Genomic DNA, 15,026 nt, shown 5'->3' on the forward strand with positions numbered 1-15,026 from the left:
TTTCCCTCGCTTTTTTAATGAGCATCAGCATCACTTCAATCTACATAAATCAATTTAGGATCTTATATGAGAGATTCGTCTTTTAGGTGACTTTGGTGCTCTTTTGGTTTTGATGATTTTTTGAATACTTCATGCACTATTTTTTCTGTTGCATTTCCTGTTTCCCAACAACAAATTTGATCGTAAAAATTATTGTATTTGTCTTTATATTGAGCATTGATTTGATCAATATTCTGTATCGCATCAATCATTTCATCTGTTGTCTTTACGATTGGTCCCGGCATTTGATTTTCATAATCTAAATAAAAGCCACGTAGCTTATCACGATAATTTTCTAGGTCATATGCGTAGAAAAGAATCGGTCTTCGTAAATTTGAATAGTCAAAGAATACAGAAGAGTAATCCGTTATAAGCATATCTGAGATTAAGTAAAGATCTGCTATATCATCATATTTTGATAAATTATAGATAAAACCTTCATATCCATCAATATTCAAGTTGTCAGCAATAAAATAATGCATCCGTAAAATAATGATATAGTCATTCCCTAGTTTTTCGCGGAGCTTTTGTAGATCAAATTTTAAATCGAATTTATATTTACCCGCTTCGTAAAATTCATCATCTCTCCAAGTTGGTGCATATAAAATGACCTTTTTATCTAATGGTATATCGAGTGATTTCTTTACTTTGGTAATATACTCTTCATTATTATTTTTGTATAATGTATCATTACGCGGATATCCATATTCTAGCATTTTCTTCTCAAATTTAAACGCCGATCTGAATATTTTTGATGAATAAGGATTTGCTGCAATAAGATAGTCCCAAAGTCTTGACTGTTGGTAGAAGTTCTTTTTATATTTTGGATTTGCTGAATAAACTTCATCCATATCAAAAACAAGTCTTTTTAATGGTGTTCCATGCCATGTTTCCAAGAAAATATTTCCTTCTCTTTTTTTCAGATGGAGGGGTTGTCGCATATTGCTGACCCAATATTTTGCAGTGGCTAAATGATAATAATACGCAAGACTTAACCTTTTAACCTGTTTTGCATTGCCTGGTAACTTTCTACCTGTTTCGTTGAAAATCCAAACAAATTCATATTCTGGGTAATGCTCGACCATATATTCATAGATTGCCTTTGGGCTATCCGCATATTGTTTTCCTAGAAAACTGGCAAAAACGATTTTGTTTTCTTTTAACGGTAACTTCATAAAAACATCACGATAAATTTGACGATAAAATTTGTTAAGACTTTTTAGGGATTTCTTTGTATCTCTACCAAAATGATGGAGTTTTAACACACGAAGATACTTCTTCAATTGTTTATTTTGTAATGCACGAAGTTCTCCACGTATTACGACGTTTTGTTTCTTCACACGTTCCTTTGAAACTAACTTCATACTGCTAGAAAGTAAATGAAAAGCAGGTTCAATTTTATCCTCTTCTTTCATCAGTAAGATGAATTTTGAACGATATAGTTGAATAAGCTGCTTATCTAAATATTTGTTCACTTCTTCGTCATTTGCGTAGTGGTTTTTTAGACGAATATAAACATCTACAAAGTCTTGTAGCAATTCATCACGATTACGTTGATTGAGAGATGGATTGGTAATCGGATCGTTGCGATCGCGTCGGAAATAACAAGCGGATTTCACTCTTACCATTTTATATTGCATATAAAATGGCATCATAAACGCGATTTCAGAATAACTATCAACTTTTTCATCAAATGTTAAGTTTAATGATTGAATAAGATGTGTTGGGAATAAAGTATTTACTACAATCATATCCTTAAAAAATTCATAATGATGAAGCGTTTTTGCACGGAATAGTTCTTGCTCTTCCTGCTTTTCTTGTTCTTCAAGTGATGCTTCTATGCTATCTTTTTTCGTGATTTTCACGATGCGACCTGTATAAATAGTTTCGGGTTGGGCTTCTTGAAGAAGTTTTTCGATTGCTTGTTCATGAAGTAGATCATCGCTATCTACAAAGTATATGTATTCACCTGTTGCTCTTTGCATGGCTAGATTTCGCGAAAAACCTACACCCATTCTTTTATTATTTTCTATTACTTCAATCCTTTGATCTTGAGCAGTGAATTGATCGATAATTTTCGTGGATTGGTCTGTTGAAGCATCGTTTACAACGATGATTTGAAGATTTTTGTATGTTTGTTTAACAATTGACCGTAAACAATCTTCTAAAAACTCCTCTGTATTATATACGGGTATAATTACACTTACACATTGTTCCATTTAAGGCACCTCTTTTTATCTATAAATTCTTCAAATTTGAAATTCTATAATTTTATACCAATTAAAACGAAAGAACATTTACTCTAAGTTTTGGTCTTCGTCTTTTTTAAGTCTCAATAACTTGATAAAATTTATCTTTGTTGGGTATAAATAATGTAATTATTAGAAGAACTCATTTCTAAATACAATTAAATCCATTTTTTTAAAAACGAACACGATCTGCTAGATGGCACTTTTACTGGTTTGGCTTCAATCTCCTCGGGTTAACACGATGTTGACTCTGAAGCCATTGCTACAGGGATACGGTTGGTTTTAGGGTTTGACCTTTAAACGTTCCTGTGGGGCTTTCAACTCAAGCTGTTTCCATCGGACTTTGAATTAGCTTCCTTGGATTAACTCTGCACGAAGAAAATAGGAATGCTTTTTTTGAGGACTCGTCATCTTCAGCTTCACCATAATCAAAAATTGATAGTATTACATGAATGTTCGTTATTTTGCATAATGATTAATTAAGCATTTGCTTTATTAAAATTATCTCATCTAAAAATTAGAATTTGATGAGAAAAAATGATATTTACCCAACATTTTCTGCAGGTATAAAGGATCTAATTTTTTCAAATAAAATCCTTTTGTTATTTGGAATTTAATACATTCCATATCTTTTAAAAACATGTAACGCGAAATATGATATAATCTGTAACTATAGATAAGAATTTCTAGATTGGGTGACTGAATGAAAAAAGAATGGTTAATTGAACTGTTTCTGTTTATAAATAGATGCTTTTTTTCTGTGTTCAATTTATTTCCTTTGAAGAAAAAAATCGTGTTACTTTGTGATTTTGGCGATAATGCTCGATTTGTTGTAAATGAACTTGCGACTCGTGACTTTAAAGATATTGTGATTTTACGTACTGATAAATGTAAAGAACGTTTTAATCGATCTGGTGCTCGAACAGTCCTGTCATTTAACTTAACAAAATTTCCTGATTATATCCAGGGATTGTATCATTTAGCAACAGCTGAAACCATTTTAATTGATAATTATTTTGCAATTCTAAGTGTGATGAATTTCCGTCCAAATGTAGAATGTATTCAATTATGGCATGCAGCAGGTGCGGTAAAAAAATTTGGATTACAAGATCCAAGTGTTTTATTCCGTTCCCCTGCTGCTGTTCGACGTTTTAAGCGTGTATATAGCCGTATGAATAAAGTAATTGTGGGGTCAGATGAAATGGTCCCTATTTTCAAAGCTGCATTTGGTATGAAAGATCATCAGGTTTTACGTTTAGGGATCCCACGTACGGATTTCTTTTATACTCCATCTGCGGTTGAATCGGCAAGAAATGAGATACTGACAAAATATCCACTATTAAATGGCAAGAAAGTTATATTGTATGCTCCAACTTTCCGTGATCAGCAACTTGATGTACAAAGTATTCCAATAAATTTTCAGGATATAATGGAGCAACTTGGTGAAAACTACGTTATGATGATCAAGCTACATCCAGCTGTAGCACAAAATATGGGAGATATTAATCATCCGTTCATTATCTCCGTTGAAAATGAAGTAGCTGTAAATAAACTACTATGTGTGACAGATTATATAATTACCGACTACTCTTCGATTCCGTTTGAATTTTCTTTATTAGGTAAACCACAAATTTTTTATCCATATGATTTAGAAAAGTATGAGATGGAACGTGGTTTTTGGACAGATTATAACGAATTAGTTCCTGGACCTGTAGTATCAACAGATGATGAGCTTGTATACGTGTTGCAAAAGGATGAGTTTGATATGGAACAAATCAAGGCATTTTCTAAAGCGTGGAATATGTTCTCAGATGGTCATGCAAGTAGCAAATTAGTCGACTATTTACTAAAAAAGTAAAAAAGAATGAACAATCTTGGAGATTCTTTCATTTTTCAATAAAGTATAATATAATACGCAATAGTATATCTATGGAGGCACATTATGAAAAGAGTAATTACGTATGGTACGTTTGATTTATTACATGTTGGTCATGTTAATATACTACGCCGTGCCAAAGCACTTGGCGATTACCTAGTTGTTGCAATTTCTAGTGACGAATTCAATGCATTAAAAGGTAAAAAAGCTTACTACAGCTATGAAGATCGCAAAACCATTCTTGAAGCTATCAAATATGTGGATGAAGTTATTCCTGAAAACACTTGGGAACAAAAAATCCAAGACGTAAAGGATCACAATATTGATATTTTCGTAATGGGACATGACTGGGAAGGAAAGTTTGACTTCTTGAAAGATTACTGTGAAGTTATTTACCTTCCACGTACTGAAGGCATCTCAACAACAAAGATTAAAAAAGATTTAAACGCAGCAGCAACTACTGTGAAATAATATATTGTTATAGCATAACCCCCAACCACTTATGTAGAGTGATTGGGGGTTATTTAATGTATGTAAAAAGGCTACCAATTGGTAGCCTTTTTGAATAATCGTAAGACATTTTAAAACTAAAAATTACTTTTAGAGTGTTTCCACAAACGCTTCGAGACGATCCATACCTTCTTTTAGTTCTTCATCTGAATAGGCATAGGTGATACGCAAATAACCTTCCCCGTATGGTGTAAAAACAGAGCCTGGGATTACCCCAACACCACCCTCTTTTCGTTTCATTAAACGGAGTGCAAATTCTTCAGATGTTAGGCCAAATTTTTTGATAGATGGGAAAATGTAGAATGCACCGTTTGGTTTTTTCACTTCAATCCCCATTTTCACTAGACGATCATAGACATAATCGCGACGCTTAATATAGCTTTTATTCATCTCTTGTGGTGTATCCTTACAATTGGTTAATGCTTCGATGGCTGCATATTGACTAGGCAGTGCTGCACAGATTGCATTGAATGAATGAATTTTGGCAACTTCACCTATTAATCTTGCATCAGCCATTAAGAAGCCTATACGCCAGCCAGTCATTGAATGAGATTTTGATAAACCATGAATTAAGAATAATTTATCTTTTAACTCTGTGTATGAACCAAATGAGCGATGTTCTCCAACAAATGTATTTTCACTGTAAATTTCATCTGAAATGACATAAATATCATGTTTTTTCAACACTTCTGCAAGTGCATCCATTTGTTCATGAGAAATAGTAGCACCAGTTGGGTTAGACGGGAAGTTAAATAATACCGCTTTTGTTTTTGGTGTGATTAATTTTTCTAAACGCTCAGCAGATGGTTGGAAATCTGTATCTGTTGTATCTAAGTAAACTGATTTAGCACCACAGTACGTAATAATTGGTTCATATCCTGAATAGATCGGTGCTGGTAAGATGATTTCGTCCCCTACTTCTAAGATCGTACGGAAAACAGAGTCAATCGCTTGTGTTGCTCCATTCGTTACTAGAATCTCATTTTCAGGTTTGTAGTGACAATTATATTTTTCTTCGAAGAAGGCGGCCACTGCTTTACGTAATTCGATTAAACCTGGATTAGCTGAGTACGTTGTTAAATTATTTTCAATCGCTCGAATCCCTGCTTGTTTTACTGCTTCAGGAGTTGGGAAATCTGGTTGACCGATTGTTAGGTTAATCGCATCTGGATAATTGACTAACTGATTTGAAAATTTACGAATACCTGGCAAGCCTAGTTTATCCATATGTGGGTTCATTGATAAAGACATTGGAAAAATCCTTCTTTCGTTATTTTAGATTTAAAGTCATTGTATATATTATACTCATAAATCTGAAAAATTAAATATTTTAATCCTTTTTTTAGAAGATTTTTGGATAAATGAATTATTTGAAAGATAAGTGTATGTGTTGTGGATAATCGGATTTTTATATTGAATGTTCAGAAATAAACCTTTTTTATATTTTTTTGAGTCTATTATGTTCGGAAATCGCCCAAAATTACAAATGAAAGCGATATTTTCATAAAAATGTTTCGACAAATTTCAGCAATTCAACAAGTTGTGGATAAGTTTATACACAATTTCCACACCATTTTATAGAGTATTTCACATTTATCCACACATGTTAATCACAATTTATCCACCGTTTCCTGTGGATAAATGGCTGGTTGTCTTGTATAAAACTATTTGATAAATTAAATGTACATCTTAGCAACTATTAATATATTCTTTCACTTTATATATTAGAACCGTGCTATTTTTTTCTTGGAGGTGAAAAATTCAATGGAAACACTATCAGATGAATTATTAATCAAGGCCTACACTGACGCGAAAACTCATAATTTGAATTTAGATTTTATACATTTACTAGAAAATGAAATTCTACGGCGTATTTTGGTAAAGATGTTATCCGAATCTAAATTAGAGGACATTTCAACTATTAAATCTTTTCCAATAGATTTTGATATAGTCAATGAATATTTTAACCTTGCATGATATTTCTCTGATTGTAATATGATTCGGTATTTAGTGATAAAAAATTTTTTAACTTTTCTTTATTAAAGAGATAGATTTTTTTCCTTTGCTGGTAGTTTATGATCACAATCCGAAATGTCAGCATAATCTAATTTATAGGTTCTTTTCACTCAGGTGATCACTAGCATATTAATTAGAGGGAGGATGTAAATTGTATCCTTTTTTAAGTGGACACACCTCATATTCTTTAGGGCAGATGTATCGTCAACCATACGCCCAATACACTGCTCCCGTTCGTTTTTTTCTTCAACAACCACCATCTATATATGATAACCGCTGTAAATCTAAAGCTGAAGTTGATTTTCTAAATATGAATCGTCTCCTCTGGATGGAGCATGTGAACTGGACTCGGATGGTCATTACAAGTATCGTTTTCAACTTACCAGATATCCAATTTGTTGAAGAACGACTTTTAAGAAATGCAACAGACTTAGGAAATTGTCTCCGTCCGTTCTACGGAGATCAATTAGCAGATCGATATGCATCACTTATCCATGATCATTTAACAATTGCAGCAGAACTAGTAACAGCAGCTGTTAAAGGTGATACCGCTAAAGCAGCTACTAAAGAGAAAGAATGGTATAAAAACGCAGATGATATTGCATTGTTTTTAAGTAGTATGAATCCATATTTAAACCAATCAGAAGTGAAAAAAATGTTCTACACCCATTTAAGCCTGACGAAACAAGAAGCTGTCAGCATGATTCAGAAAAAATATAAAGACGATATTACGGTATTTGACCAAATCGTTATGGAAGCATTGCAAATGTCAGATATGATTGCTAACGGTATCGTCAAACAGTTTTATCCATTATTTTATAGTCCGTATTAAATATAATTAGCTTTCTTTTACTGGTAAGTAGAGGAAAGCTTTTTTATATTTTGAAAAGTGGGCCATGGGTTTATTTTCTTTTCCATTGCTTATGATCATTGGCGCCATCGAGTTTTCATGAACAGTACAATGTACTCGTTGCAAAATCCAAGGCGAATGGCCGTTATATTGTCGTATAAGTTTCCCCATCACTTTGGTCCATAAATAATGGCGCTCCGTTAGCCAATAGTCTAATTGCGTTCGTTGGATGGGCTCAGAAATCACTTCAACAGATGCAATGAATACCTCCAGCGATTCCCCCATAGACTCCCATCTGTTTTGAAAAGTTACTACGTTACGATCAATCTTCGATGTCATATTCGCATAACGAAATGGCAGAAAACCACCAAATCTCCCTAGCTGAGCAACAATTTTGTGATTTACATCTAAGCTAAAAAAATAAACTCCTGATTTCCCTTTATGCTTCACATATGTTCGTACATTTAATTCTAAAAATGTATGAATTCCCGGAATAGGTGGCATCAACCTGCCTCTAAAATTCTTCATCGTGAAAAATATCATACTAATCCAAGCTTGATCTTCAAATGTATCAATCTCCAGATCTAATGGAACATATTGACGTATCTCTTCTGGCGAAACTGGCCAATGAAGAAAATATACATCATGCCATTCTTGCGTCATTACCCAAGGTATCCTACTCATCCAATCCCCCCTCTTAAAAGTACATGAAGTAAGTATTTACTTTGTTGATGGGTTTCAAACTGAGTTGGCGTTTTTATTAGCTACAGTTTGATTTGATGACGTCAATTGAATTACTTGCAAACACAACTTGTGAATTCGCGAGTATTTTTGTCAAGAACGTGAGTATTTGATGGGAGAACGTGAGTATTTCTCTGCAGTACGCGAGTAAAATGGGATTTCTCCTGTCGTGGGTATAAGCTGATCCGAGATTTGCTGTTATTGTTTCGCGGATGATTAGAGTGTTCTTTTTTCCCCTGATTCGGTGACGTAAATTGAACTATTTGCAAATACAATTCGCGAATCCGTGAGTATTTGATGGGAGAACGTGAGTATTTCTCTTCAGAACGCGAGTAAAATGGGATTTCTCCTGTCTCGGGTATAAGCCTGATCCGGGATTTGCTGTTATTGTTTCACAGATGATTAGAGTGTTCTTTTTTCTGATTCGGTGACGTAAATTGAACTATTTGCAAATACAATTCGCGAATCCGCGAGTATTTTTGTCGAGAACTTGAGTATTTCTCTAATCGTGAGTAAACGTTCTATTTAAAAAAATAAAAAAACGTATGAAATTAAATTTCAAACACAAAAAATAATTTCTATATCCCGCCATGAAGCGATTTTAAAATTTTGAAAATCAATTTCACACCTCAAATTTAGTTTAATTTTATGTTTTGTATTTTTGTGTAAAAAAGAATTCCACACTATACTTGGGGTAATATTCACAGTTGGAGGGAGATTTATTGATTGCTAAGCCATATTCAACACCCCATTATCTAGATGCATTATTTCGATTAATCCAAAGGCTTTCATTGACAAATTCGAAACGGCAGGATTTAGAAAATGAATATATGCGGATCAAGGCAGGAGATCTTGGAGAAAAAGTTGTAATGGATTCACTCGAACAACTTCAGTTGCCGTACAATTTTTATATCTTTCATAATCTTAACCTATTGATAGAGTCCAGAATTCAAATTGATGTATTTTTATTAACTCCATACTATATGATCATTTTTGAAGTAAAAAATATAAAAGGTGCAATCGAATTAAGGCAAAACCCAAGGCAACTTGTTCGAACATTGCAAGACGGTGAAGTACATGCTTTTAATAGTCCCGAACCACAATTGCAAGAATATGTTCATCAATTGATAAGATTTTTTGACGAATATGGGATTCATATTCCTATTTACGGAGCAATTGTTTTTCCTTTTTCATCTAGTTTTATCAAACAAACTTCTACCAATTCAACCATCTTATTAAGAAATGAGATTAAACCATTTCTACGAAAAATACCTACAAATATAGAGTATTTTACTACTAAAGAACTTGCGTATTGGAAAAACTTTTTTATTAGAAAACACAAAGAGTTTGATCCATATCCATTAATGAAGCACTATAATATCCCACGAGTAAACATTATGAATGGTGTTTTTTGCAGAGATTGCGGAAAAATAGGAATGCAAAGAATTGCTTATTATTGGTTTTGCCCACATTGCCATGGTAAAAGTTCTAACGGACATGAAACCGCAATTTATGAGTATTTAAAAATAATAAACAGCTATATTACTAATGCAGAATGCAGAGATTTTCTAAGGTTAAAAGATATAAATAAAAGCTATAGAATTCTTAAAAGTATGAATTTGAAAAAAGTAGGGAGTTATAAAAATGCTAAATATACACTGCCTGAAAATCGGCATTGATATTAGTCTACGAAGTAAATACTCGCTTTGCGAAACAACATATTAGGGTTTTTCCCTCTTTTCCCCTGATTCGATGACGTAAATTGAACTACTTGCGAATACAATTCGTATATCCGCGAGTATTTTTGCCGAGAACGTGAGTATTTACCGGGCGAACGCGAGTATTTCTCTACAGATCGTGAGTAAATTGGATTTCCCCGGTCGTGGTCGATTAGCTGATCCAGGATTTGCTATTATTATTCGCGGATGATTGGAGTATTCTTTTTTGTCCTGATTCAGTAACGTCAATTGAATTATTTTCAAATACAATTCGTATATCCGCGAGTATTTTTGCCGAGAACGTGAGTATTTACCGGGCGAACGCGAGTATTTCTCTACAGATCGTGAGTAAATTGGATTTCCCCGGTCGTGGTCGATTAGCTGATCCAGGATTTGCTGTTATTGGTTCGCGGATGATTGGAGTATTCTTTTTTTCTTGATTCGATGACGTAAATTGAACTATTTTCAAATACAATTCGTGAATCCGCGAGTATTTTTGCCGAGAACGTGAGTATTTACCGGGCGAACGCGAGTATTTCTCTACAGATCGTGAGTAAATTGGATTTCCCCGGTCGTGATCGATTAGCTGATCCAGGATTTGCTATTATTATTCGCGGATGATTGGAGTATTCTTTTTTCCTTGATTTGATGACGTAAATTGAACTACTTGCGAATACAATTCGTGAATCCGCGAGTATTTTTGCCGAGAACGTGAGTATTTACCGGGCGAACGCGAGTATTTTCCTACAAAACGCGAGTATTTTAGTTGACCTCAAAACAGAATCAAAAAAGAAAACTCCCCCAAACCAAGTGATCTAGAGGAGTTCCTTCTATATAATTTGATAAAATCTTTTCGTGTTTTCATGAAGAACGGTAGTTACTTGGTCAAAAGGTTGTTGTTTTAGTTTTGCTATTTTTTCAATACTTGCTTGGATCATTTTTGGGGTGGTCATTTGTCCAACGAAGGGTCCTGCAAATGGCCAGGGTCCATCTGTTTCAACCATCATTTGTTCGAGTGGATATTGTTGAACAAGGCTTTGGATTTCTTCTTCATAGAGAACGTCCGGTGTAATGGAAATAAAGTATCCATTAGCAATCATTCGATCTACGGTTTGTATGTCTCCTTTGAACCAATGAAAATGTGCGGCTGATACCCGATGTTTTTCTAATAAGTCACAAGCTATTTTGGCATCTTCATGGACTGCATGTAACACGATCGGCTTTTTGAGCTCTGCAGCTAGGATGATGAATTTTTCGAGTAAGTCAATATACGGTTGATAGTGAATACTGTTTTCTTGATTTAAATAATAAGGTAATCCTACTTCCCCTATAGCAATCATCTGCTCATGATTATCTTTCATCCATTGGAAAAGCTGCTTCTCCTCTATTTCTTCAAGTAATGACTGTTCTGGATGAAAGCCGAACGCCGATAAAATACGGTTGTCGTTTTTCGAAAGAGCTAAATTGGCTTTGCATGATGGGAGATCCGTCGAAACAGCAATGAGATGCGACACTTCATTTTGGTGCATTTCTTTTAAAACTAACGCTTGCTGTTCCTTTGTGTACTGATCAAAGTGAATATGTGCATCAATTATCATTTTTCCAATCCCTCATTTAATTCATCTTTTAATAAGCCAAAAATCTTCTGTTTCAGATGAAAGAATTCTTCACTGTTAAAGAGACTCTCATCTCTCGGTCTTGCAAAAGGTACTTTCAATTCTTCTTTCACCATCGTTGGGCGCTTTGTTAAAATATAGATTCGATCTGCCAAAAACAACGCTTCTTCAATACTGTGCGTGACAAATAATATGGATTTTCGATTTTCTTCCCAAACAGATAATAGCCATTTTTGCATATTGATTCTTGTAAACTCATCTAAAGCAGAGAATGGTTCATCAAGACATAATAGATTTTGTTTACTCAACATGGCTCTGATAAAAGCAACTCGTTGTTTCATCCCACCTGAAAGTTCAATTGGATAGGCATTTTCAAATTCTTCGAGCCCTACTTTTTTTAGCCACTCTTTTGCCTCTTGAATGTTAGGCTTTCCTGATAATTCTTGGACAAGCACTACATTTTCAAGAACGGTTCTCCATGGAAATAGTGAAGGCTGTTGTGGCATATAGCCGATCAATCCCCGCTCTCCATGAATCATTTTGTTATTCAAAGAAATAATGCCTTGATCTGGTTCAATGATTCCACCGATTAAGTTGAAGATTGTACTTTTTCCGCTTCCCGATGGACCAAGAAGTGCAACAAATTCCCCTTCTTCTACATGAAGTGAGATATCCCGTAAGACTCCTGTTTCAGCAAACTGTTTCTTCACATGTTCAATATTTAATAGCATTTTTCCTACCCCTCTTGCTTACCTTTTATGAATAGCTTTTCAAATACACGGATGAGGCCAAATAAGAGCACACTTAAAAACATGATTGTAAAGATGGCCACAAATACATGATCCGTGCGAAAAGAGGCTTGGGATAATGTCATATAAACGCCAATGCCTTGTTTTGCACCTAACCATTCTGAAATAACTGCGCCCATAACACTGTAAGTTGCTGAAATTTTAAGTCCTGAAAATAAAGATGGAAGTGCATTCGGCAGTTCTAATTTCCAAAACATCTGCGTTTTCGAAGCCCCTGCCATTTGCATATAGTATTTTAGCTCAGGTGGCGTGTTTTTGAAGCCATCTAATGCTGCAACAACAACTGGGAAAAAGCATACGAGCCCAATGACAATAAGCTTTGGCATCATGCCAAATCCAAACCAAATGATTAATAGTGGTGCTAAAACGATGATTGGGATGTTTTGTGATAGGATGAGCAATGGATACGTTATCTTTTGTACAATCGGTAATATATGTAGAATAACTGCTAATGCAAACCCTACTGCACTCCCAATGAACAGGCCAAGTAGAGATAATTTTGTTGTAGCCAAAATATCCACAGAGAAGCTAGGAATCGCTTTCAATCCTTCTGAAAAGATTTGTGATGGTGCTGGCAAAAGCCACGCTGGCGTATCAGTGATTCGTACAATTAGTTCCCATAGACCTAAAAGAAAGAGGAGGAGAACAATCGCCCCTCCATTGTTTCTTAACCATTTCATGATCGGTATTTCTCCGTTAAGGTATCCATTGTAATACCTGATGGTTGGTAAAGAATTTTCACTTGTGTAATGACATTGACACATCCTAGTTCAACCATTTTTTCATTCATCTTCGTAATGATATTCATCAGCTCAGAGATTTCGCCTTCCATTGTTGTTTCAAGAGGATGTACTTCGTATTTTACCCCTGATTCATCAATCACTTTAATCGCAGCATCTACAAAAGGAATCACATCTTCGTATTTTTCTGTTTTTGGTATGATTTGAACACTGATTAAAGAATTAGCCATTTTGATTTCCTCCTATTGTGGCAAAAATTCGTTTGTGAATGCTTTTTTCGCATCGAATTTGCCTTCTAATAATTTATTGTCGCTCATCCAATTTGCATAGTTTTGCCAAATTTCAAGTTTTTGCTCGCCCCATTGTTTTGCATCATCTTGATATTTATCCGCAAGCCATTGTTGACTTTTCTTCACAAGTTTTGCATTTAAATCTGGTGCAGCTTTAATTAAGATATCTGCTGCTTGGTCAGGATTTTTTATAGCATATTGATAGCCTTGAGAAGCCGCTTTCACAAAAGCCTTCACTGTTTCAGGATCGTTTTGGATCATTTTTTCATTTGTTGTTAAAACAGGTGTGTAGTAATCAAGCTTTTTACTATAGTCTGTTAAATAAATCATGTTCAATTTTTCTCCGCGAAGTTCCGCTTCTAGACCTGTCCATCCATAGTAAATCCATGCAAAATCTACATTTTTTTTGACCATTGTGAAGTAGTCAGCGTCTCCAGCATTAATAATACTTACTTTATTTACATCCGCATGTTCTTTTTTCATCAATGAATCAATGACAGCTTTTTCAACTGGTGATCCCCATCCGCCATAAGTTTTACCTTCAAAGTCTTTTGGAGTTTTAATGTTTTTAGCAATTGGTGAAGCAAATCCGGATGTATTATGCTGAATAATCGCCGCAATGGATACAAGTGGAACCCCTTGCACTCTTGCTTGTGTTAAAGATTCTTGAGCACTGACACCAAATTCTGCTTTTCCAGATGCAACCAGTTGATCTGCTCCCGTACTACCTGGTTGGATAATGTCTACATCTAAACCTTGTTCTTTAAAAAAGCCTTTTTCTTTTGCAACATACAAGCCAGTGTGGTTTGTATTAGGTGTCCAGTCTAAGACAAGTGTTACTTTTTTCAGCTCTTTCTTGCCTGTCGCCTTTTCTTTTTTATCCTTTGACTGGCAACCTGCTAATGCGAGAATCGCAACTAACAGAAACACAAATAACTTTTTCATCTTACTTTCTCCAATCTATGTTATTTAACAAGTTCTATGTAAAAAAAGAGAAAAAGAAAAACGTCCGAAACCCCTCCGGACGTTAACATTCATTCTAAAAGATAGTCGGTTACTATTCATATTATTATCTTTAGCTGATGTTCCCTCCGCTGGTGTTACCCAGTTCAGGTTCTAAGGGTCAGTATCTATCCGGATACATTCTCAGCTGGCATTACCAGCCCCCCTACATTCTTCATACATATGAACTTTTCACATTCATTATAACAAAAATATGGAATAAGCAAAGAAAGAAGTTTGGGAATAGGCGTATATAGCGGGGGTTTCAATGATTTTGTTAGATTATTATATGGAGTCTTTTTCATGAAATTTTGGCTTTAGGTAAAAAAGAATGCGTCAGTCAGCCACGAGAAACAATAACAGCAAATCACGGATCAGCTATTCGATCACGACCGGAGAAATCTTATTTACTCACGTTCTGTAGAGGAATACTCGCGTTCTCCCCGTAAATACTCACACTCTCGGCAAAAATACTCGCGGATTCGTGAATTGTATTTGCAAGTAATTCAATTTACGTCGCCGAATCTACTCCACCGAACAATAACAGCAAATCACGGATCAGCTATTCGA

At 34.8% G+C, this 15,026-nt stretch carries 13 protein-coding genes and 1 riboswitch; of the genes, 5 read left to right on the forward strand and 8 right to left on the reverse strand.

Going from position 1 to position 15,026, the window contains the following annotated elements; translation table 11 throughout:
* Window positions 1-62: 62 nt before the first annotated feature.
* Entirely contained in the window at window positions 63-2,258 is a 2,196-nt protein-coding gene (locus CEF14_RS11890) for a bifunctional glycosyltransferase/CDP-glycerol:glycerophosphate glycerophosphotransferase (RefSeq protein ID WP_102693053.1), read from the reverse strand.
* Window positions 2,259-3,066: 808 nt separating this feature from the next.
* Here CEF14_RS11890 and CEF14_RS11895 point away from each other — a divergent pair.
* Together CEF14_RS11895 and tagD are read left to right on the forward strand one after the other, a co-directional pair.
* Window positions 3,067-4,146, forward strand: coding sequence for a CDP-glycerol glycerophosphotransferase family protein (locus CEF14_RS11895; protein WP_245890160.1), 1,080 nt, complete (start codon window positions 3,067-3,069; stop codon window positions 4,144-4,146).
* A gap of 84 nt (window positions 4,147-4,230) precedes the next feature.
* On the forward strand, window positions 4,231-4,635 hold the full coding sequence (gene tagD / locus CEF14_RS11900) for a glycerol-3-phosphate cytidylyltransferase (protein WP_102693055.1): 405 nt from the start codon (window positions 4,231-4,233) through the stop codon (window positions 4,633-4,635).
* Between the two features lie 129 nt (window positions 4,636-4,764).
* Here the strand turns inward: tagD and CEF14_RS11905 are convergent, their stop codons facing one another.
* Window positions 4,765-5,925 carry an aminotransferase class I/II-fold pyridoxal phosphate-dependent enzyme gene (locus CEF14_RS11905; RefSeq protein WP_102693056.1) on the reverse strand — a complete coding sequence of 387 codons (1,161 nt, stop codon included), beginning with the start codon at window positions 5,923-5,925 and terminating at the stop codon, window positions 4,765-4,767.
* A gap of 513 nt (window positions 5,926-6,438) precedes the next feature.
* Between CEF14_RS11905 and sda the strand changes: the two genes are divergently transcribed.
* Together sda and CEF14_RS11915 are read left to right on the forward strand one after the other, a co-directional pair.
* On the forward strand, window positions 6,439-6,651 hold the full coding sequence (sda, locus tag CEF14_RS19485; protein ID WP_102693057.1) for a sporulation histidine kinase inhibitor Sda: 213 nt from the start codon (window positions 6,439-6,441) through the stop codon (window positions 6,649-6,651).
* A 190-nt stretch (window positions 6,652-6,841) separates the two neighbouring features.
* On the forward strand, window positions 6,842-7,522 hold the full coding sequence (locus tag CEF14_RS11915) for a hypothetical protein (protein WP_102693058.1): 681 nt from the start codon (window positions 6,842-6,844) through the stop codon (window positions 7,520-7,522).
* A 6-nt stretch (window positions 7,523-7,528) separates the two neighbouring features.
* On the opposite strand, the gene CEF14_RS11920 is transcribed toward CEF14_RS11915, so the two are convergent.
* Window positions 7,529-8,224 (reverse strand): YqjF family protein, encoded by a 696-nt coding sequence (locus tag CEF14_RS11920; protein WP_102693059.1) that lies wholly within the window; start codon window positions 8,222-8,224, stop codon window positions 7,529-7,531.
* A 779-nt stretch (window positions 8,225-9,003) separates the two neighbouring features.
* Between CEF14_RS11920 and CEF14_RS11925 the strand changes: the two genes are divergently transcribed.
* Window positions 9,004-9,960, forward strand: a complete 957-nt coding sequence (locus tag CEF14_RS11925; protein WP_102693060.1) for a nuclease-related domain-containing protein — start codon at window positions 9,004-9,006, stop codon at window positions 9,958-9,960.
* A gap of 869 nt (window positions 9,961-10,829) precedes the next feature.
* Here the strand turns inward: CEF14_RS11925 and CEF14_RS11930 are convergent.
* From CEF14_RS11930 to CEF14_RS11950, 5 genes are read right to left on the reverse strand one after another with little or no spacing between them, the layout of a single operon-like run.
* On the reverse strand, window positions 10,830-11,597 hold the full coding sequence (locus tag CEF14_RS11930; protein WP_102693061.1) for a TatD family hydrolase: 768 nt from the start codon (window positions 11,595-11,597) through the stop codon (window positions 10,830-10,832).
* Window positions 11,594-12,346 (reverse strand): ABC transporter ATP-binding protein, encoded by a 753-nt coding sequence (locus tag CEF14_RS11935; RefSeq protein WP_102693062.1) that lies wholly within the window; start codon window positions 12,344-12,346, stop codon window positions 11,594-11,596. Before CEF14_RS11935 ends, CEF14_RS11930 begins: the two co-directional genes overlap by 4 nt.
* A gap of 5 nt (window positions 12,347-12,351) precedes the next feature.
* Complete coding sequence (locus CEF14_RS11940) at window positions 12,352-13,104, reverse strand: ABC transporter permease (protein WP_102693063.1); 753 nt, start codon at window positions 13,102-13,104, stop codon at window positions 12,352-12,354.
* Window positions 13,101-13,394, reverse strand: coding sequence for a thiamine-binding protein (locus CEF14_RS11945; protein WP_102693064.1), 294 nt, complete (start codon window positions 13,392-13,394; stop codon window positions 13,101-13,103). The genes CEF14_RS11940 and CEF14_RS11945 overlap by 4 nt, the downstream gene beginning before the upstream one ends.
* Window positions 13,395-13,406: 12 nt before the next feature.
* Window positions 13,407-14,399: an ABC transporter substrate-binding protein gene (locus tag CEF14_RS11950; RefSeq protein WP_102693065.1), complete on the reverse strand. Its 993-nt coding sequence runs from the start codon at window positions 14,397-14,399 to the stop codon at window positions 13,407-13,409.
* 124 nt (window positions 14,400-14,523) lie between these two features.
* Window positions 14,524-14,634: riboswitch (TPP riboswitch) on the reverse strand.
* Window positions 14,635-15,026: the final 392 nt, after the last annotated feature.

Origin of the sequence: Rummeliibacillus pycnus, from assembly GCF_002884495.1 — a bacterium.
Classification (GTDB): domain Bacteria; phylum Bacillota; class Bacilli; order Bacillales_A; family Planococcaceae; genus Rummeliibacillus; species Rummeliibacillus pycnus.

Excerpts from the sequence above, each read along its gene's own strand:
- CEF14_RS11920 (WP_102693059.1), bottom strand. The coding sequence starts at position 8,224 with ATGAGTAGGATACCTTGGGTAATGACGCAAGAATGGCATGATGTATAT.
- sda (WP_102693057.1), top strand. The coding sequence starts at position 6,439 with ATGGAAACACTATCAGATGAATTATTAATCAAGGCCTACACTGACGCG.
- CEF14_RS11940 (WP_102693063.1), bottom strand. The coding sequence starts at position 13,104 with ATGAAATGGTTAAGAAACAATGGAGGGGCGATTGTTCTCCTCCTCTTT.
- CEF14_RS11950 (WP_102693065.1), bottom strand. The coding sequence starts at position 14,399 with ATGAAAAAGTTATTTGTGTTTCTGTTAGTTGCGATTCTCGCATTAGCA.
- CEF14_RS11930 (WP_102693061.1), bottom strand. The coding sequence starts at position 11,597 with ATGATAATTGATGCACATATTCACTTTGATCAGTACACAAAGGAACAG.
- tagD (WP_102693055.1), top strand. The coding sequence starts at position 4,231 with ATGAAAAGAGTAATTACGTATGGTACGTTTGATTTATTACATGTTGGT.
- CEF14_RS11890 (WP_102693053.1), bottom strand. The coding sequence starts at position 2,258 with ATGGAACAATGTGTAAGTGTAATTATACCCGTATATAATACAGAGGAG.
- CEF14_RS11935 (WP_102693062.1), bottom strand. The coding sequence starts at position 12,346 with ATGCTATTAAATATTGAACATGTGAAGAAACAGTTTGCTGAAACAGGA.
- CEF14_RS11945 (WP_102693064.1), bottom strand. The coding sequence starts at position 13,394 with ATGGCTAATTCTTTAATCAGTGTTCAAATCATACCAAAAACAGAAAAA.
- CEF14_RS11905 (WP_102693056.1), bottom strand. The coding sequence starts at position 5,925 with ATGTCTTTATCAATGAACCCACATATGGATAAACTAGGCTTGCCAGGT.